Source organism: Sedimentibacter sp. (genome assembly GCF_032080165.1).
Lineage (GTDB): Bacteria > Bacillota > Clostridia > Tissierellales > Sedimentibacteraceae > Sedimentibacter.
Genome location: NZ_DAMASY010000001.1, coordinates 476,860 through 496,146, shown reverse-complemented (window position 1 = coordinate 496,146; position 19,287 = coordinate 476,860). Strand labels below are relative to the sequence as shown.

Genomic DNA, 19,287 nt, shown 5'->3' with positions numbered 1-19,287 from the left:
GTGTAGCAGTTAGTGTTACTGTTGGTGCTGAATTTATAACTGTAAAACTCTTTTCTAACCACGGCGAATAAGCACCAGCTATGTCCTTTGCTCGTACTTTAATTGTGTGTGTACCTACTGAATAGTAGTTATCAGCAGTTGTTCCTTCATATTCCAAAGTGGTTGCATCTCCATCTGCATCATTAGCAGTTGCCTTAATATCAACAAAGAATTTGCCATTTTTAACTGTTCTAGTTGGTGTAGCAGTTAGTGTTACTGTTGGTGCTGAATTTATAACTGTAAAACTCTTTTCCATCCATGGTGAATATGCATCTGCAATATCCTTTGCTCTTACTCGGATAGTGTGTGTACCTACTGCATAGTAGTTATCAACTGTTGTTCCGTCATATTCCAAGGTTGTTGCATCTCCATCTGCATCATTAGCAGTTGCCTTGATATCAACGAAGAATTTACCGTTTTTAACGGTTCGAGTTGGTGTAGCCGTGAATGTTACTGTTGGTGCTGAATTTATAACTGTAAAACTCTTTTCCACCCATGGTGAATAAGCACCTGCTATATCCTTTGCTCGTACTCGGATGGTGTGTGTACCTACTGCATAGTAGTTATCAGCTGTTGTTCCGTCATATTCCAAGGTTGTTGCATCCCCATCTGCGTCATTAGCTGTTGCCTTAATATCAACGAAGAATTTACCACTCTTAACAGTTCGAGTTGGTGTAGCAGTTATCGTCACTGTTGGTGCAGTATTAGCAATTGTAATAGTGTCATTGTAAGTGAATATTCTACCTTCACTATCTGTAATTGTAGCGATAAGAGTAAATACCCCTATATCTGATATTGAAATCTTACCTCCATCATTTGCAAGTTCTCCACTAAAAGAGGCTGGTTCACTTACTTTTTCTAATGTCCACTGAACCTCATTATTTCCAAGATTTTCAGAAGTGGTTTTTACTTCAAACTCTTTGCCATAATGAATTGATTCAGGCATTGTAAAACTATACTCTATAACAGGCTTTATCGTTATATTTTGGGAATGTGAGAAACTCCTTTTTAGAAAATCTGTCATTGTTGTAGTTAGAACATATTCCCCTTCTTCAAGAAAAGTGATTTTTCCACCATGTGCATTTAAGCTGCCATCAAATGCTTTACTTTCAGAAATGGGTTTATCGTCTTTTGTAATACCCCATTCCACTGGCAGTACGTTATTGTTGCCATGAGTTCTAATATCAATTATGCTGTCGGTGTATGCAAGGACAGGCAGTTCGAATCCTATGCTTAACACAGGAAGTACTTCTGTTTTACCACCCACTTCAAAAAGAAATACTCTGCCAGTGTCATCGGTAATTCTAGCTACCAATTCATATATGCCAGCTCTTTTAAATTGAATATTTCCACCGTTATTAGCTAACTTGCCATCCACATAGGTTGACCAGTCCTGATAACCAAAGGTATTATCAACTAGCCATTCAATCTTTAGTCCATCAAGTTCTGCACTATCTACATCTACACTAATATCACTATCAGTATGAACATATTTAGGGAGTGCATAGCTCACGGATGGCACAGGATAGACTTTGAGTGCTTGCTTATAGTTATAAGTTCTTCCTCCATCATCAATGAATGATGCCTTTAGTGTGTATTCTCCCTTCTGATTAAATTGGATCATTCCACCATCATTTGAAAGTTTACCAATGATGAAGTCAGAAAGCTTAACCTCCTTACCATCTTTTACAAGGTACCAATCAGCAATATGATCTCCGATTTCTCCAAATGTAGCTTCAACCTTTATGGTATCGTCTGTATGAAATATTTCGGGAAGATAAAAACCAGCTGAGCCTACAGGATATACTGTAATAGCTACAGTTTCCTTAAATACTCTTCCGGTCTTATCAATTAATGAAATACTAAGGTTGTATACTCCTTTTTCTTTAAAACGTATATTGCTTTCCCCTATTGAGATGTTGCCCTCAATGAAATCTTCAATAATAACTACTTTGCCATTTTGAGTAAGTGACCATTCAATCTCCATCTCTTCTGCATTCTTTGTTTCTGTATTTAATGTGATGGTCTTATCCGTATGGGTAATATTTGCAAGCTCCATTTTTATTCCTGCTAATGGATATACAGTAATAATATCTGATACTGTAACTTCTTTACCTAACTCATCAGTAATTGTGGCACTTAGTTCATATACTCCATTAGTTTTAAATAATATTAAACCACCACTACCTGTAAGTTCTCCTGTAATTACAGTTTCAAGGTCTATTTCTTTGCCATCTTTTTTAATCGTCCATATCAAGGAATTATCTCCTAGATTCTCAGTGACAAGATCCACAGCTACTGTTGTATCAGTATGTGCTGTTTCAGGCAAGCTAAATTGTGCTGATATAACTGGATAGATGCTGACAGTCTGTTCACAGACAACTGTTCTGCCCCTACTGTTTAATGCCGTAGCTGAAATTGTATAACTACCTGCAGCCTTAATTTTAATTACTCCACCTTCTTCTTTCAATTCTCCATCTAACACAGAGGAAATTTCAGTAGGAATACCATTTTTAGTAACTGTCCATGTTACAGATTTTACATAACTTCTAGTTGGGATAATTTTTATTTCTTCTCCTACATAAGCAGTGTTTGGAAGTGTATAATCATATTTCGGTGCTGGTACATAAGATGGACCTCCATTTGAGGATGAACCATTATCTGAAGGCTTATCTTCTTGCTCCACATCAGGAGAATCTACAACATCTTCTTCTATTTTGATTATCTCTTTAATTTCATCATGCCTATCAAGGATTTCAAAGGCTTCACCTCGTGTTGCCTCTCCGTCAGGACGTATTGTTCCGTCTGGATAACCAGAGATTATATTATAATGTTTGCCAGCACAGATATACTCACGTTCTTCTTCTGTCAAATCATCTTCATCAGTAAACCCTGTATTACAGGCACAATCCATATTATGTTCTTCCTTACCTATGGCTCTAACTAACATTTTAATCATTTCCATTCGAGTAATAGGCTCATCCGGAAAATATTTAGCACCATATTCTTCTTTTATGATAATAACTTCATCAATAAGTGCCTCAATTTCTTTCTGAGCAAAATGTCCTGCAATATCTTCAAATACTATGTTAACAGTATTTGATTCCTTTGACTCAAGTTCCATAATTCTTGCTAAAAGAGCAGAAAATTCTCCCCTTGTAATTATTTCATCTGGATGAGAAAGTCCATCTGGATATCCATGAATTACACCCTTTCTTGCAAGATTATTAATTGCATCTTCAGCCCAATGACCTACACTATCAGAAAATACAAACCTTGTTGCATAGGCAGAGCCTACAAAACTGGTAATTAAAATACAAACTACCAAAAGAATATTTATTATTCTCTTTGATTTATGATTCATTTTTAACTTTCCCCCTTTTAGCCTGCATAGTTAAACATTTCTTTGATTCGCTCTTCTAGTGTCGGCATAACTACTTCACCGAATAATGCATACAGACCTGCAAGGAGCAATGCTCCTAATACAACGGCAACAAGGATTTTTACAGCTGTATCAATATATCCTTCTCCACGGTTATTACTAACTGCTACCTTTGCTGCAATAGCCTTTCTTATCATAAATTCATTTGATTTTCTTAAGATATTTTTCATCTTGTTTTCCTCCATTATTTTTTTTAAATACTCATATCCATATCTTGTATTTGATCCTGTTGCTCAAAATCTATTTCTTTAAATCCAAAACGATCTACATAATAAAACTCACTGCCATTGTCATCATATAGCTCAACTACATCAGACATTGACAGTGAGTGTCCAGTAAATCCACAAGGATGATTTAGATTAAACTTTGAATAGATAGATTCTAAATCATTTGTTTCTATTTCTCCTTCATATACAAGCTCATAGTTATTTTTATCTGGCTCTCCAAAGTTTTCTTTAAGTTCCTCATATCCAATAAACTTATATTCAGGACTTATATCAGCTCTTAGCTGCCAGATACGACAGTCTTTAAGAGGTACTGGTCTTTCATTATTAATAAAGGATACACCTTCTTTTGAAAGTCTTTCAAACACACCCTCTGTCCATTTTGCTGTCAGTTTACGGTTACTAAGCCACTTACTAAATTCTTCATTCTGGAACATAGAATCTACTATTGCAGTACCCTCTTCCACATATCCTGACGGATTTCCATAGTAAAATATACAGCCATTTTTTAGTTCAATGCCTCTCATAAAGCACCTCCCATCATTTAATCTCCATAGACAATATCCTCCATCATAATTCTTTCTTCTAATTCTCTGATGCAGATACCTGACATCTCAAAGATATCAATAACAAACTTTGGTACATCAGCTATATCATAGTCATAATCTGCCTGCATCACTATGATTTCACCACTGTCTTCCTCAGTACAAGCACATAGTTTTGCATCCTTTGGAATACCAGCTTCTTCAAGGAGATAATCCGGGACAATAATCTCATCAAATTCTTCAAATCTCTCACAGTAGGAGCAATCATGACATCTCCCACAAATCCCTGCTAGATGAACAATTAACTCTTCTGAGAGATTTTTAAGTCCTTCAGCTACCTTTATAAGCTCAATTGCATTCATAGTTGTTTTCATAGCAACAACAGCATTCTCTAAGGTATTAAATTCAATTTCTTCACACCCTGTAAGGTCTGCTGCATTGAGTATTTCATTTGGTAAACTAACGTTGTTGTCAAAACACTCTTTAATCATTTTCATTATAAATTCCCTCCTGTTTTCCTATTCCATTTTTCATTTCAAATAAATTAATTTGTGATGGAGAATTTATCTCCCTTTCGTGCATATCATAATTTGCTACCAGTATTTCAGGAAACTGAGCCCCATTATCATAGCGCTGTTTAATATTATTGATACGGGTATAACTTTCAATCTGGATGTTTGGTGCATCGTATAGCTCTCTGATAAAGGAACAGTCATTGTAAGAAAGCAAGAACTTTCCCTCAATGCCCATAAGGGTATCTCGAAGTCTTATATGATCTTCTTTCTTAAATCCATCTTCACCAACATTTTTATAATATTTTTCTGTTTCAAAATACGGTGGATCTGCATAGAAAAAGCTGACAGGGCGGTCATACTGCCTAATCAGCTTTTCAAAATCTTTATTTTCAACCACTACTTTACTAAGCCTTCTATGTGCTTGTTCAATTAAAGGGAAGTTGCTCCACATATCATGAGGCTGACTTCCGAAGCTAGTAAGTCCAGAGGCATAGCTATAGCGAATCAATTGATAAAAATATGAGGCTCTTATTACATCACTTGTAGGACTGTCTCTTGCAAGGGCCTCCTTTACTATGTCAAAATCCTCACGAGAGTTTAACACAAAGTATAGTGCATCTATTAATTCGTTTGGTTTCTCCCTTACACAGCGATAAAGGTTCGTTAGAAGACCATTATAATCGTTATATACTTCAAAATCATTGCCAGGCGGCTTATGAAATAGTACCCAACCTCCGCCTCCAAACACTTCTATATATCGTTCATAATATAAGGGAAAGAGAGATACAATTAATTCTCTTAAAGATTTCTTGCCACCTATCCAACTCATAAAACTATTAATACTTCATCACCTCTCTCTTACCTCTTTATCAAGGTCTAGTCTCAATTGTCCGTTTGCATCTGGAAAATGCTCTAATGCTTTGACTAGTCCTCTCTTTGCTTTTGCAATTTCTCTAATCCGACTTGTCATCTGCCCTATACTAGCAAGCAGTTCTTTTCTATCTGATGCATAATAATATCCGTTGTCACCACTGCATATGGGATTGCCATCATTTCTTAATTGATTGACTAATTTCCTGACAGTTCTTGAACTGATACAGAATCTGCTTTGCAGAAATGCACTGGGGACTGCTTTTTCTTTTCCTGTATGGCATTTCTTTATATAAATTAAAAAATCATGTTCCACCTCCTCGCCTCCTTTTCGCATGCCATGTACCATAACATTGTGGATATGATTGGTTTTGGACAACAAAAAAGGCCGATTGCTATGCTGTAAATTACAGCTAACAATCGGCCTTATCTGTTTTTAGATATTAAAAAAACACGGATATCTTCCGTGCTACCCTAGAATATTAAGTTATGGGATATATCAATAAGAAAATTTACTACTCCATTGATATTCCCATACTATCTAGTTTTTTACTGAATTCATAGTGAAACTGTTCCCCGTTTGATTTTATAAAACCATTTTTACAAGGCGTTAACCCTCTATTATCAATGTCTGCTTTTGCATATAAGGTATAATCAAAGTTATCTCCAAGTATGGTATCAGGTTCTACAATACCATTCTTTCTCGCAAGTAATCTCCCATAGCTTTCAAGTTTGTCCTCCTTTGGAGCAAAATCATAACAGTTTAGATTCTGTGAAATATCAAGGGCAAAGTCAAGTCTAGTACAACCTTCAAGCTCCATCGCTGACTCTAAATGTTCTATAAAGAAAGCTCTGCCTTGTCCTTGTTCATCGCAGGCATATCCAAAGTTATTACCATCAGATATTAATTCTTCTATGGAGTCATATTGTTCTGCCAGCTCTTTAATATTAGGGAATACACACTTTGCATCTAATAAAGCACATCTACTCCACTTATTTGTACCAAGTGCATCTAAGGCTATTGCCATTTCATCAGGTTCTAAACTAGAAAATTCATAGTCAGGCAAGTTTATCCATACACCTTCAGGATAATCCTTACTTCCCACTTTAATTTTTATAGTCCAATCATCCCCTGTCATCTCATCTAAATTTGTGCCATCATAGATTTGTTTGAGACTATTTCTTTGATATACATATCCGTTGTCCGTAAATATCCCATTGAAATCTTCATGGTATTCACTACCAAGCTGCTTGGTTTTAATAAAGGGAAGTATATCATCAGATGCACATTCCTTATGTCTTGCTATATATTCTCCAAGAGATTCATTATCAGTAGCTTTGTAATGAAAATCAAAATTACTTAGTTGCTCTGTTAGATTAATCAAATCTGATACATTATTGACTTCCACAATCTGAACAGCACCCTCTAGAATATATTTTTCTTTGACTGACATTTCAGCAAATCTCTTTTCTAGATATTCATTTTCTTTCTCTGTTCCTTCAATATCTTTCCATAGATATTCTAAGTTTTTCATAAACTCATTCCTCCCATACCTTGTGATTGCTCTTCTGAAGGCTCATCTGACTCTTTAATCTCTTCTTCCTGCGGACGAGATAACACTTTAAAATTATCTTCTCCGGGAATAAGACCAAGACCTCTTCCATTATCCCATTTCATGTGTATGGTTCCTATATCATCTACGAGAATTACTGTTCCTTTAGTCCCTTTCTCAACCCCCTGCTGATCATCCATGGTTGAAAGTAATTCTATTCTTGTTCCTGCAGGGTACATCTTTTTAATTTTTTCTACTTGATTTCTATTATTCAAATTTTATCCCTCCCATTATTTGATTTTGATTTATTCCCATTTCTTCAGCTGTTTTAATAAACCAGCTTTTACTGCTATTCCAGAAACTAATGTAGAGATCTCCCATATCTGTGCTTATTTCTCTTTGTTCAAAACCTTCTCCCCAGCCGTCTGAAGCTTGGCCAGTTATTTCATCCTTGATCTTTTCAAGCTCTGAAGATGTTAAATCATCATTTAAGGTAAGTACAGCCACCCCCATTATTTCTTCTCCTACTTTTTCTACAGTAAATACATATTTTGAAACCTTAGCATTAACGCTATCATTGGCATCATAATATTTCATCAGTCCTCTTTGCTCTTCTCCCGGAAGATTGCTTACTTCAATAGCTTGTAAAATTTCATCCATATTGTATATTAACTCACTGCTTTCTAATTCTATAGGCTCATTTGATATTTCACGATATCCATGCTGATTTTCTATTTCGTAAATATTAACTGTAAGGGGCATATATAGCTTTAATGTCTTTAGTTCTTTTTCTTCAAGAATCATTATTCCAAGATTTTCGAATAGTAAATTGGAAAGCTTTTGATTATATCCATGATAAATAATGTATCCCTTATCTGAAAATGCTCCATCTTCCTGTGCCGTTTTTTCTCTGCCATATCTTTTAAAATCAATATATTCTTCAATATTTGAATCATATTCAAAATGTCCCGAGTCACAAATCATATATCTTCCATAGCTTTCTACACTATGGATACCATCAAATAATTCAAATTCATACATAGAATCTGCTAGTGCAAAGATTTCTTCAACAGTTCGAGGTTTAACATAGTCCATAAGTTTTTCAAAATATTCTATATCATGGTTGCCTATTTCCTTATAATATTCTGCTAAATTATTTAAGGTATCTATCTTAATTAATCGTGTTGTATCATCAGAAATGATATTTATTATTCTATCTGAAAAGTTATGGCTATCAATTGCAACTTCACAATCATGTAAGTAAGGAGTTTCTAATCTCAACAGTGCCTTTTCAATTTCAACATCAGAACAAGGAAGATAAATAAATTCATTTGCACCTTTTGCAGTCAACTGTATTGTTGCTACAGTTTCTTTCCAATGGTATTGGGGAAACTGCTTGCCATTATATATTTGCTCTGGTTCATTGCTATTCTTATATAAGACTCCATAAGGAGTAATTCTAAAATTAGGATTGTTTTTTATTACCTCCATTGCAAAGGATCCACCATCAAGCTCTTCTAATTCTCTAGTAGCTACTGCTTGCTTTTCTGATAGATATAAGTCTTTTCCTACAGTTTCCAGATTATTAAAGTCACTTACAAGGCTATAGCAATGAGTATTAAAGCTTAAATTGATTAACTCTGCTATTGTTTTCGAATTTTCTGCAAAGGCTGAAGCAAAAAACACTTTTCTTTCCTTTGTATCGAAACTATCCATCCTTTTAAATAAGAAATTTAATTCATCGATATTGCACTCTTTACCTTTTAGAACTTCATTGATATCTGGATCATAAACTACTTCTTCAATATAGCAGTTGGGAGCAATTGAAGTTTCAAGCTCCAGCTGATTATATACCTTGGATATTTCACTTTCCTCATAAGGGAAATTAAACATAATTGACTCATTTTCTTTTCTGTCGATTCTTTTTATTCTAATTAGCATATCTCTCCTCCATTCTATTTTTCAATTGAAAATACATCTGCACCATACTTTGCAATTAATGATGCATTGATTATTATCTTAAATGCATAATCATCAATAAGTTCTTTATCTGCTATCTCACTGATTCTTATATATTCTTTTCCTGACCATATAGTTTTTGCTGTTTGGTATAGGGCGTAGCCAGCTGTACTAATTTGTCTAAGATGTATCTGTGTAAAATCAAATCCATTTAAACAGACCGCATGCTCCGAGATGTTCCATAATACTTCATCAGCAGTAAGAAGAAATATTACTGCAAGATAGGTCGGTGTCCTTTCCCATACTTCAATATCTTGCTTATGGTTTACATGATGAAACCTTTCCTTATGGTTGTAATCTAGAAATAGCTCACCAGTAAATTTGCTGCTAAGTAATTTCAATCTGTTTTTTAGAGCATAATTTTTTATTCTTCCAAAGCAATCTCTTATTAGATCTGTATATTCAATTTCATCTGCCTTTAGTTTTTCTTTGAAACAAAAACAATCATTAGGGTTACCTCTGGTTTTAGCCGTAGATAGACATCCATTACAAGACTTAATACCTCCCTTGCAATTAAAATGATTATTAATGACTATTCCGCTTCTTCTTTGAGGAAAATTAGGTGCCAGCATCATCAGCTGTTCTATTCCTCCAAGTGTTGTACCATACATAAAATATCTTGACATTGTTCTCAGTCCTTTCAATTTTATTTTGAAATAAAAAAGAGGCGAAGCCTATCGATCATAAGTTGATCAAAGACTTCGCCTCTTTTGGTTTCTATATTTAGTTTTGGATTTATATAAAACAAAAGCACCAAGAGTTTTTCATCTCAGTGCTATTGAAGTTTTTTCATGCTATTGTTAGTATAAAATATATGCTCATTTTATGCTAATGGAATATAACCTATTTTTTCACTATCGCAGCACTCAAAACAATAATCATTTCATAATTAATCCTTTATCTATCGCATCTTGGATTATTTGATGACAGCATTTGCCTAGCGGATTTTTCTTTTGACATTGTGAGTTACTCATTGCTCCAGTAATCTCTAAAACCTCTTTCATATTGATAGCTCCATGTTTTACTACCGCATTTATTACTTCTTCTTCTGTAACTTCACTACAATAACATGCATATTTAGGATTTGCATCATTTTTAAACCATATTGGTACTTTTACTTGCTGTTTATTAAATTTATTTTTAGATTCTGTGTTATAGTAAGTAATATCACATTCCTCACTCATACATAAAAAATAATCATTGTCGCCAACTTGTTCCGTTAGTTCGTCAAGTACCATGTGCTTTACTGTAATGCTTTTTACAGGAATACCTTGTTTCTCACATATAGAGCACAAATTATTTTTTTCAATCTTACAAGAAGATTTCTTTGTATTTCCACAATAACATTTATTCAAAATTTCTTTTCCCATTGTTTTCATTCCATCCATGATTTATTTTTATTTCCTAATTATCGCACTGTAAAACTGTTGAAAAGTAATATCAGGATAAAATATATGTTTGTAGCTGATTATAGCCGATAAACATGCTGCTAAATTGATCTTTTTATATAGTTCAGTTATATAATACTACAGATTTTTAACATTAAGTGCTCTAAAAGCATTTAATACTGCGATAATAGTTACACCTACATCTGCAAATATAGCTGCCCACATAGTAGCTATTCCAAAAGCACTCAAAATAAGAACAATTATTTTTATTCCAATTGAAAATACTGTGTTTTGATGAGCAATTCTTAATGTTTTCTTAGAAACTTTTATTGCTGTGGCAATTTTCGAAGGTTCGTCGGTCATAATTACAATATCCGCAGCTTCAATTGCCGCATCAGAACCTAAACCACCCATTGCTATACCAATATCTGCACGGGCTAAAACAGGAGCATCATTGATTCCGTCACCTACAAAGGCAAGTTTACCCTTTGCAGATTTCTGTGCTAATAATTCCTCTACCTTTTCAACCTTATCTCCTGGTAGTAACTCGGAGTATACCTTATCTAATCCAAGCTGCTTAGCAACCTTTGATGCAACATTTTTTGTATCACCTGTTAGCATAACAGTTTGCTTAATTTTAGCTTCCTTAAGTTCCATAATTGCCCGAGCTGAATCTTCTTTAGCTTCGTCTGCAATAACGATATAACCTGCATACTTGTCATCAATCCCAACGTGTACAACAGTTCCAACAACTTCACCTTCATAGCAAGGTATATTCAACTTTTTCATAAGTTTAATATTACCCGCTGAAACCTTTTTACCATCCACTGTTGCAAAAACACCATGACCTGATACCTCTTCTACATCTGAAATACGTCCATTGTCAATTTCCTTGCCATAGGCTTGTTTTAAGGAATTGGAAATTGGATGGTTTGAATAACTTTCTGCATATGCAGTTAATTCTAATAACTCTTCCTTAGAAACTCCTTCTGGATGAACTTCCTGTACATTAAACACACCCTTTGTAAGTGTTCCGGTTTTATCAAATACTATGATTTCAGCTTCTGCTAATGCCTCTAAATAATTACTACCTTTAACTAAAATACCCTTTCTAGATGCTCCACCTATTCCACCGAAGAAACTTAAAGGAATAGAAACTACAAGAGCACATGGGCAAGAAACTACTAAGAACGTTAATGCTCTATATATCCAGTCGCTAAATGTTGCCCCATCTATAACAAGAGGCGGAATAATAGCAAGGAAAACTGCAATAATTACAACAATTGGAGTATAGTATCTTGCAAATTTCGTAATGAATTGTTCTGATTGGGATTTTTTACTACTTGCATTTTCAACTAAATCAAGAATCTTACTTACTGTAGATTCTCCATATTCCTTTGTAACTTCTGCAGTAATAACTCCATTAACGTTGATGCATCCACTTAGGATTTCATGCCCTACTTCTACCTCACGCGGAACAGACTCACCTGTAAGTGCTGATGTATCAACCATTGAATTTCCCTCAATTACCTTACCATCAAGAGGAACTCTTTCCCCAGGTTTAATTACGATTATATCACCAATTTGTACTTCATCAGGGTCAACTTTTATAACTTCATCGCCCCTTTTAACATTGGCATAATCTGGTCGTATGTCCATAGCATCTGCAATTGATCTTCTTGACTTATCAACTGCGTAACTTTGAAACAGCTCACCAACTTGATAAAACAGCATAACTGCAATACCTTCTGGATACTCACCGATTAACATTGCACCAATAGTAGCAATAGACATTAAAAAGTTTTCATCAAAAACTTTACCTTTAAAAATATTTCTAACAGCTCTTTTTACTATATCTCCACCTACAATAATATAACTGATTAGATATAGAGCAATATTTAACCACTCAATATTTGTATCAATTACTATGGCGACAATAAAGAATATTGCACCAATGATTATTCTCCAAAGACGGTTTTTCATGTTCTTACTCCTCCTTTATGCTTTTTTCATAACAGTGTCAGGTTCAATCTTCTTTACGATTTTTTCTGCCTCTTGTACAATTGTAGGCATCTTCTCATCTTCACCCTCAATAACAAGTTTTTGTGTCATAAAGTTTACAGTGGCTTCCTTCACACCATCAAGCTCATTAATAGCTTTTTCCATTTTTGCCGCGCAATTTGCACAATCCAAACCTTCAAGTATAAATTTCTTTTTCATTATTAAATCCTCCTAAATATTACTTGTAATTTTATTTTGAATACTACAAGTCTTTTTCAAATTTTCTTGAAGCATTGCTCATTTGATATGAAGACTTAAATATCTGCCCAAATATCTTCAAAAAATATTCTATTCTACAGCATTACTACTTCTCGTTGATATGAATTAGACCTTGGTCAAATATTTCTCTTACATGATCATCAACTAATGAATAATATACTACTTTGCCTTCTTTTCTGTTTTTCACTAAATTAGCTTGTTTTAAGACTCTCAGCTGATGGGAAATTGCTGATTGTGTCATGTTAAGTAATACAGCGATATCACAAACACACATTTCAGCTTCATGTAAAGCCCATAATATCCTGATTCGTGTTGAATCTCCAAATACTTTAAATAATTCTGCTAGATCATAAAGGCTTTCTTCTTGAGGCATTTTATCTCTAACTTGATTTACAATATCCTCATGAATTACATTGCAGTCACATCTTTCAATTGAATTAAACTTTTCAGTCATATTATCACCTCTTTTTAAATCATTTCACCTGAATACTTGAGCAAGCGTTCATACGTTGTGTATTTATTATATTATTGTTTTTCTCATATGTCAATAGTTATATGAGCATTTATTCAAGTGTTTTTTTATATTATTTGAAATATCTCAAAACCATCTATTACGACATTAGTACCATAAAAGGGTGATTTCAATACAAACTTTTTTTAAAAAATACAATTATTGTAGGTTCTATAAAAGTTTGAAATAAAATTTCAAACTATTAAAAAACTATAGTGGTAGCTGTTTCAAAACAACTACCACTACATTAGATTATATAAAATTCTTATCATCCCAGAGGATTATTTCTCCCTCTTTCTGAGCCATCAATTTTTCCACCTTTATAATGTCATCACTCTTTTTACCCTATGTCATCTATAAATCACCCCAAAAACAGGGGTCAAAAAACGATGTTTTTTCGCTCTATTTTTGCTCCAAAACCGTCCTTAAACCACTATATGTTGTGGTCAACCCCTACTTTTTTCCCCCTGAACCACAATACGTCATCAGAATTATACTCTCAACGTGCGGAGTCATCGGGAACATATCCACGCACTGAACTTTTTCCACCCTATACCCATTCTCCAAAAACACCGGCAAGTCCTTCTCCAAAGATGTCGGTTTGCAGGAAATATAAATAAAGGTTTCCGGCTTATAGTTTATTATTTTATCTATGGCTTTTGGATGGATGCCTTCACGCGGGGGGTCGAGAATTATGATGTCGGGCTTGTCGTTGAGCTCATCTATTTTTTTGAGAACGTCTCCTGCTATGAATGTACAGTTGGTTAAGTTGTTCAGCTTGGCGTTTTCGTTGGCTTTTTCAACTGCTTCTTCCACTAATTCTATACCTACGACCTTTTTTGCGGTAGGTGCTAATATCTGACCTATGGTTCCTGTTCCGGAGTAAAGGTCGAATATAGTTTTATCCTTTGTTGTTCCTATGAAATCTCTGACTATTGTATAGAGCTTTTCTGCTCCGAGGGAGTTTGTCTGGAAAAACGAGAAGGAGGATATGTTGAATTTTAAGCCCAAGAGCTCTTCTTCTATTTTGTCCTCTCCGTAGATAATTTTCATTGTATCCGCTCTTGCTACGTCAGCGACACCGTCGAAAATGGAATGAGCGATACACTTAATTGTTCCTTTTAGTTCTGTGTTTAGTATAAGGTCAACAAATTCCTTTTCATCTAAGGTGCTTTGGCTGGTGGTAATTAAATTAATTAATATCTGTCCTGTTTTTTCTGCTTTTCTTACCAATAAGTATCTTAAAAATCCAATGTTAGTGCTTTTATGGTAGTAGGATTGACTATTTCCTTGGAAATAGCCTAAAATCTTACATAATATTTGTCGAAAATCTTCATCGACGATTGAACAGCCGCTAACATTGACGATGCTGTGAAAGCTGTTTCTTTTATGCATACCTAATGTAAGGGGGCCTTCTTTTATTTCATCACCAAATGAAAACTCCATTTTGTTTCTGTATTCTGTTTTTTTAGGGCTTGGTACAATCGGCAGAAATTCATACGGTTCCGTCAGAACGCTGTCTAATATATCCTTGACCTGGTTCTCTTTCATATTAAGCTGTTTTTCATAAGGAATATTCTGATATGAACAACCGCCGCAAAACAAGAAATGATCGCATCCTGATTTTATTTCATATTCTGCCGGTTCTATAACTTCGACAACCTTAGCTTCTGCGCTGTCCTTTCTTGATCTGCTTATCCTTGCTCTGACCTTTTGCCCTGTAATTGCATTTTTGATTTTTATTCTTTTTCCTTCATAGGTTGCTTTACCTATGTTAGGAAAATTCATATCTTCAATTGTTACTTCTATAATGTCGTTCTTTTTCATTATTTCTCCTACTTGCAATTGACGAGCGATTGATTTGCTGTAGACAAGCAATTGATAAAGTTCTTTTTTCCATTGCACATCTATTGCTATTCTATCGCTAATCCATTGCATATCTATTGTTTAATACTCTACTTCCTCGGGCGCCAATGATAAATCATCCATCATTAATGTATTATCTGCGCCGGTTTCCTTTGCTAATTTTTCTAAGCTCATTTTATAATATTTTGCGTATCCGGTTGCTGCAATGCTTCCATCCTCTAATAATATTTCGCCTGTTCCTTCAAATAATAGTCGGGTATTACGGGTTATTCTTGCAACGCATTTAATTGGTTTATCTATGGGAACCGGTTTTTTATATTTGATGCTTAACTCAACTGTCACACCCCAGGCATCCGGCTCTTCTATCATGATTGCTCTCCCTATAATCTCATCTAAAACTGAAGAAATAACACCGCCGTGAACTCTGTCGGGATAGCTTTGGTGAGTGGGTGTTGGTGTTGAGACGGACATAAGCTCGCCGTTTTCTAATTCATAAAATTTAGTTTTTAATGATTCTTTATTATCTGTTCCGCACACAAAGCAGTACTTGCTTATTTTTTGTTTGTTTTTTACTTTGTATTTCATATTTTACCCCTTTATTGTTATTTATCAAAAAAGACGACTTAGGTTGTAGTCGTCCTTATAGTTGTAATAATCTTTCAGTCATTTCTTTAATTGCTAAAACTACTTCCCTGCTGGGTCTTAAGTTTGAATAATCGCCTACGTAATGTATGAGTCCGTAAGCCGGAAAATTTTGTCCCGTCAATAAATCTGCCGGAACGGGCACGGGAGTCATTCCCATGTGCTGAGCAAATATATTTATAGCATTTAAGCACATATCTCCTCCGCCTTCAGCATTGCCGGCTGTGGTATAAGCAAAAGCTTTTTTACCCCAAAACTTTGAATCAGCCCAATAGGGTGAAAATGAGTCCATAAAGCTTTTCATCGCTCCCGATACATTGCCGTAATACGTAGGAGAACCTATTATAATAATGTCACTGTACAAAAGTTTCTCTGCTTTTGCTTCTTCAACACTTATTATTTCGTTTTTATATTGACCTGCAATATTAAACTGTTTTGCAAGCTCGCTGTAATTCGGATCATTTACTCTTAATATTTGTACTTCCGCATTATGATTTTTAAATTCATTAAAGAATTCTTTTGCCATTAAGTAGCTGTTTCCACATACACTGTGAAATACGATTGAAACTTTTTTGCTCATTAATTTTTGCTCCTTATATTGCACCTTTTCAAATAGTCATTGTCTTCTGCAAACAAACAGCTTAAATAGTCCTCAACTTCTACTGCAGTTTCCATATTTAACGTCCTATTAGCTATTTGCTCCATTTCATTTTTATATAAATTCCTGATTATATACCTTGAGCTTAATATTGATGGTGAGTTCATGCTGAATTCATCCAATCCCATACCTAAAAATATAGGAATAAGCTTTGGATCACCTGCCGCTTCTCCGCACATACCAACCCAAATACCCGCATTATGTGCATTATCTATTATACCCTTTATCAATCTTAATAGTGCAGGATGATATTGGCTGTACAAATGAGACAGTTTTGAATTCATTCTGTCGACTGCCAATGTATACTGAATTAAATCATTGGTTCCTATGCTGAAAAAGTCAACTTCCTTGGCCAATAAATCGGAGATAATAGCAGCAGAAGGTATTTCTATCATTATTCCTATTTCAATATCATCTTTGAAAGGAATTCCTTCTTTTTTAAGGTCTTCTTTCGCTTTTTCAAGGATTTTTTTTGCGTCTCTCAGTTCCTTTATTGTAGAAATCATGGGGAACATAATTTTTACGTTGCCGTAAACACCTGCTCTTAAAATTGCTCTCAGCTGTGTTCTGAATACTTCAACATTTCCAAGGCACAATCTTATGGCTCTGTATCCTAAGAAAGGATTCATTTCCTTCGGGATATCAAAATAAGGGACATTTTTATCGCCGCCTATATCGAGTGTTCTTATGATAACGGGCTTGTCGCCCATTTTTTGCAATACTTCCTTATATTCTTCAAATTGTTCATCCTCTGTAGGTTGACAGTTTCTGTTCATGAAAATAAATTCACTTCTGAATAAACCGATGCCTTCAGCATCATTTTCCAAAACAGAGTCAACATCATGAGGTGTACCTATATTAGCTGACAGAGATACCTCAAAGTTATCTTTTGTAGTGGTAGGCAGACCAATTTGTTTTTTTAGTTCTATCGCTAATTTTTCTAATTTATCTTTTTTCTGTTGATAATAGAATAATTGCTTTTCATTAGGATTAACTATTACTTTCCCTGTTTTGCCGTCGCAAATAACAATATCATCATCCTTGATTTTGTCAATTATATTATCTATTCCTATTACTGTGGGGATACCCATAATCCTCGCTATTATGGCTGCATGTGAAGTTTTCCCGCCAATTTCGGTTATCATTGCTTCAATTTCTCCTTTTTCAAATTGTGCCGTATCTGACGGTGTCAAATCCTTTGCCACAATTATGGAGTCGCTATGTATTTTCGAATAATCCGTATCTTTAATACCAAGCAAAGATTTTAAAACTCTCGACATTACGTCCTTTATATCTTCCGATCTTTCTCTCAAGTAATCATCCTCTATGTTTTCAAATAATTGAATATAATAGTTTGATACTTCATTGAAAGCATACTCGGCATTTACCGCTTCACTCTTTATTTTATTTTCTACTTCTGATAAAAAAGTATCATCTTCAAGCATCATTTCATGAGATTTGAAGATTTGAGCTTCTTTTTCGCCTATATCATTAAGAGTTTTTAAATATAATTCATTTAATTGGTTTTTACCGTCTTCTATTGCATTTCTGAGACGATTTATTTCATTTTGAGTATCATCGACATGAATTTTATTTATATCCATCGGCTTTTTTTCAATGATAAAAGCCCTGCCAATTCCGATACCCGGTGAAACTCCTAATCCTTTCATACTCTCACTACCTTTCTGCCTTAAAATCATCTTTTGTAACAGAACCCACCGCCATAAAAGTGGGAGGCAATTATTTTAGTTATAATATTATAGTATTAATTATAACATATTGTCAACGGATAATATTGCAATTTCAACATTTATTTATGATAATGTTTTCATGTGACATTTATATTTCAATTATAGAGGCAATGATATATAATAGAATTAATAATGATAAACAGGGAAATCTCATTATGTAGAGGATAAACAATAACAAAAGGAGTTCATATGAAAGCGGTCCAGGTCAGAGATTTATTATTAGGTAATGATATACCTAAGATATGTATACCAATTGTTGGCACCACAAAAAATCAAATATTAAATGAAATTGAGCAAGTGAATAAAACTGATCACGATTTAATTGAATTAAGAATAGATTACTTTGAATATTACCATATAAATTCAATCATAGAGCTTCTGAAAGAAATACGTGAAATATATTTTAAACCAATTATTTTCACCCTCAGGACAAAAGACGAAGGCGGTATGAAATTTATAGATGAGGATGCATATTTTGAAATAAACAATTATGTGACAGAATCCGAATTAGTGGATTTGATAGATATTGAATTATTTAAGCCGGAAAATAAGATAAAAAAATTTATAGAAACGGCTCACAAAAGCAATATAAAGGTCATATTGTCCAATCATGACTTTTCTAAAACTCCGGATAAGGAAGAAATATTAAGCAGAATGCTAAGAATGCAGCTTCTTGGAGCTGATATTTCAAAAATAGCAGTAATGCCGACGTCAGAAAGTGATATTTTGACTTTATTGTCTGTCAGCCTAAAAATGAAAACCCTGAAAGCCGACAGACCGTTTATAGCATTGTCCATGGGTTCTTTAGGCACCATAACAAGGGTGGCTTCCGAGTTTTTTGGTTCTTGTATCACCTACGCATCATTGAATAAAAATTCTGCACCGGGGCAGCTGAGTGTTGAGGATACAAGAGAGGTCATGAGGATTTTTCGTAATAAGTAGGGAGATCCCTCACTACGTTCGGGATAACAAAACGGTATAGAG

Annotated in this window: 19 protein-coding genes; 1 reads left to right on the top strand and 18 read right to left on the bottom strand. The window is 34.4% G+C overall.

The annotated features are described in order from the left end of the window. The 18 genes from RT412_RS02305 to ptsP all read right to left on the bottom strand — a co-directional run. On the bottom strand, positions 1 to 3,403 hold a 3,403-nt coding region (locus RT412_RS02305), incomplete at its 3' end, for an S-layer homology domain-containing protein (protein WP_313413087.1). Between the two features lie 17 nt (positions 3,404 to 3,420). Next, positions 3,421 to 3,618, bottom strand: coding sequence for a DUF6133 family protein (locus RT412_RS02300; protein ID WP_312833465.1), 198 nt, complete (start codon positions 3,616 to 3,618; stop codon positions 3,421 to 3,423). Between the two features lie 56 nt (positions 3,619 to 3,674). Further along, positions 3,675 to 4,232: a YodL domain-containing protein gene (locus RT412_RS02295; RefSeq protein ID WP_313339902.1), complete on the bottom strand. Its 558-nt coding sequence runs from the start codon at positions 4,230 to 4,232 to the stop codon at positions 3,675 to 3,677. Between the two features lie 17 nt (positions 4,233 to 4,249). After that, on the bottom strand, positions 4,250 to 4,747 hold the full coding sequence (locus RT412_RS02290) for a hypothetical protein (RefSeq protein WP_313339900.1): 498 nt from the start codon (positions 4,745 to 4,747) through the stop codon (positions 4,250 to 4,252). Continuing rightward, a complete protein-coding gene (locus RT412_RS02285; protein WP_312833453.1) occupies positions 4,734 to 5,594 on the bottom strand; it encodes a DNA adenine methylase in 861 nt (286 codons plus the stop codon). The genes RT412_RS02290 and RT412_RS02285 overlap by 14 nt, the downstream gene beginning before the upstream one ends. An 18-nt stretch (positions 5,595 to 5,612) precedes the next feature. Then, on the bottom strand, positions 5,613 to 5,951 hold the full coding sequence (locus RT412_RS02280) for a hypothetical protein (RefSeq protein WP_312833454.1): 339 nt from the start codon (positions 5,949 to 5,951) through the stop codon (positions 5,613 to 5,615). Between the two features lie 199 nt (positions 5,952 to 6,150). Beyond that, positions 6,151 to 7,170: a hypothetical protein gene (locus RT412_RS02275; protein WP_313339898.1), complete on the bottom strand. Its 1,020-nt coding sequence runs from the start codon at positions 7,168 to 7,170 to the stop codon at positions 6,151 to 6,153. After that, on the bottom strand, positions 7,167 to 7,463 hold the full coding sequence (locus RT412_RS02270) for a DUF4314 domain-containing protein (protein ID WP_312833456.1): 297 nt from the start codon (positions 7,461 to 7,463) through the stop codon (positions 7,167 to 7,169). Before RT412_RS02270 ends, RT412_RS02275 begins: the two co-directional genes overlap by 4 nt. Continuing rightward, on the bottom strand, positions 7,456 to 9,129 hold the full coding sequence (locus RT412_RS02265) for an antirestriction protein ArdA (protein ID WP_312833457.1): 1,674 nt from the start codon (positions 9,127 to 9,129) through the stop codon (positions 7,456 to 7,458). Before RT412_RS02265 ends, RT412_RS02270 begins: the two co-directional genes overlap by 8 nt. Before the next feature lie 14 nt (positions 9,130 to 9,143). Then, positions 9,144 to 9,833: a hypothetical protein gene (locus tag RT412_RS02260; RefSeq protein ID WP_312833458.1), complete on the bottom strand. Its 690-nt coding sequence runs from the start codon at positions 9,831 to 9,833 to the stop codon at positions 9,144 to 9,146. A gap of 252 nt (positions 9,834 to 10,085) precedes the next feature. Further along, positions 10,086 to 10,577, bottom strand: coding sequence for a Csac_0668 family 2Fe-2S cluster-binding (seleno)protein (locus tag RT412_RS02255; protein WP_312833459.1), 492 nt, complete (start codon positions 10,575 to 10,577; stop codon positions 10,086 to 10,088). 156 nt (positions 10,578 to 10,733) lie between these two features. Further along, on the bottom strand, positions 10,734 to 12,578 hold the full coding sequence (locus RT412_RS02250; RefSeq protein ID WP_312833460.1) for a heavy metal translocating P-type ATPase: 1,845 nt from the start codon (positions 12,576 to 12,578) through the stop codon (positions 10,734 to 10,736). 15 nt (positions 12,579 to 12,593) lie between these two features. Beyond that, on the bottom strand, positions 12,594 to 12,815 hold the full coding sequence (locus RT412_RS02245; RefSeq protein WP_256188793.1) for a cation transporter: 222 nt from the start codon (positions 12,813 to 12,815) through the stop codon (positions 12,594 to 12,596). 145 nt (positions 12,816 to 12,960) lie between these two features. Beyond that, complete coding sequence (locus RT412_RS02240) at positions 12,961 to 13,329, bottom strand: metalloregulator ArsR/SmtB family transcription factor (RefSeq protein ID WP_104409634.1); 369 nt, start codon at positions 13,327 to 13,329, stop codon at positions 12,961 to 12,963. A 510-nt stretch (positions 13,330 to 13,839) separates the two neighbouring features. After that, a complete protein-coding gene (gene rlmD / locus RT412_RS02235; RefSeq protein ID WP_313370192.1) occupies positions 13,840 to 15,213 on the bottom strand; it encodes a 23S rRNA (uracil(1939)-C(5))-methyltransferase RlmD in 1,374 nt (457 codons plus the stop codon). A gap of 120 nt (positions 15,214 to 15,333) precedes the next feature. Next, on the bottom strand, positions 15,334 to 15,837 hold the full coding sequence (locus RT412_RS02230; protein ID WP_313339893.1) for a PaaI family thioesterase: 504 nt from the start codon (positions 15,835 to 15,837) through the stop codon (positions 15,334 to 15,336). Between the two features lie 55 nt (positions 15,838 to 15,892). Beyond that, positions 15,893 to 16,474, bottom strand: a complete 582-nt coding sequence (locus RT412_RS02225) for a flavodoxin family protein (protein WP_313339891.1) — start codon at positions 16,472 to 16,474, stop codon at positions 15,893 to 15,895. Next, the gene (ptsP, locus tag RT412_RS02220) at positions 16,474 to 18,222 is read right to left on the bottom strand and encodes a phosphoenolpyruvate--protein phosphotransferase (protein WP_313339889.1); all 1,749 of its coding nucleotides are present in this window, start codon (positions 18,220 to 18,222) and stop codon (positions 16,474 to 16,476) included. Before ptsP ends, RT412_RS02225 begins: the two co-directional genes overlap by 1 nt. 270 nt (positions 18,223 to 18,492) lie before the next feature. Here ptsP and aroD point away from each other — a divergent pair, with 270 nt between their 5' ends. Next, positions 18,493 to 19,245 (top strand): type I 3-dehydroquinate dehydratase, encoded by a 753-nt coding sequence (aroD, locus tag RT412_RS02215; protein ID WP_313339887.1) that lies wholly within the window; start codon positions 18,493 to 18,495, stop codon positions 19,243 to 19,245. Positions 19,246 to 19,287 lie beyond the last annotated feature (42 nt).

Bases quoted from the DNA above. Each gene is read 5' to 3' on its own strand.
- RT412_RS02225 (WP_313339891.1), bottom strand. From the start codon at position 16,474: ATGAGCAAAAAAGTTTCAATCGTATTTCACAGTGTATGTGGAAACAGC.
- ptsP (WP_313339889.1), bottom strand. From the start codon at position 18,222: ATGAAAGGATTAGGAGTTTCACCGGGTATCGGAATTGGCAGGGCTTTT.
- RT412_RS02300 (WP_312833465.1), bottom strand. From the start codon at position 3,618: ATGATAAGAAAGGCTATTGCAGCAAAGGTAGCAGTTAGTAATAACCGT.
- RT412_RS02260 (WP_312833458.1), bottom strand. From the start codon at position 9,833: ATGTCAAGATATTTTATGTATGGTACAACACTTGGAGGAATAGAACAG.
- RT412_RS02290 (WP_313339900.1), bottom strand. From the start codon at position 4,747: ATGAAAATGATTAAAGAGTGTTTTGACAACAACGTTAGTTTACCAAAT.
- RT412_RS02230 (WP_313339893.1), bottom strand. From the start codon at position 15,837: ATGAAATACAAAGTAAAAAACAAACAAAAAATAAGCAAGTACTGCTTT.
- RT412_RS02295 (WP_313339902.1), bottom strand. From the start codon at position 4,232: ATGAGAGGCATTGAACTAAAAAATGGCTGTATATTTTACTATGGAAAT.
- RT412_RS02275 (WP_313339898.1), bottom strand. From the start codon at position 7,170: ATGAAAAACTTAGAATATCTATGGAAAGATATTGAAGGAACAGAGAAA.
- rlmD (WP_313370192.1), bottom strand. From the start codon at position 15,213: ATGAAAAAGAACGACATTATAGAAGTAACAATTGAAGATATGAATTTT.
- RT412_RS02240 (WP_104409634.1), bottom strand. From the start codon at position 13,329: ATGACTGAAAAGTTTAATTCAATTGAAAGATGTGACTGCAATGTAATT.
- RT412_RS02265 (WP_312833457.1), bottom strand. From the start codon at position 9,129: ATGCTAATTAGAATAAAAAGAATCGACAGAAAAGAAAATGAGTCAATT.
- aroD (WP_313339887.1), top strand. From the start codon at position 18,493: ATGAAAGCGGTCCAGGTCAGAGATTTATTATTAGGTAATGATATACCT.
- RT412_RS02245 (WP_256188793.1), bottom strand. From the start codon at position 12,815: ATGAAAAAGAAATTTATACTTGAAGGTTTGGATTGTGCAAATTGCGCG.
- RT412_RS02285 (WP_312833453.1), bottom strand. From the start codon at position 5,594: ATGAGTTGGATAGGTGGCAAGAAATCTTTAAGAGAATTAATTGTATCT.
- RT412_RS02250 (WP_312833460.1), bottom strand. From the start codon at position 12,578: ATGAAAAACCGTCTTTGGAGAATAATCATTGGTGCAATATTCTTTATT.
- RT412_RS02255 (WP_312833459.1), bottom strand. From the start codon at position 10,577: ATGGGAAAAGAAATTTTGAATAAATGTTATTGTGGAAATACAAAGAAA.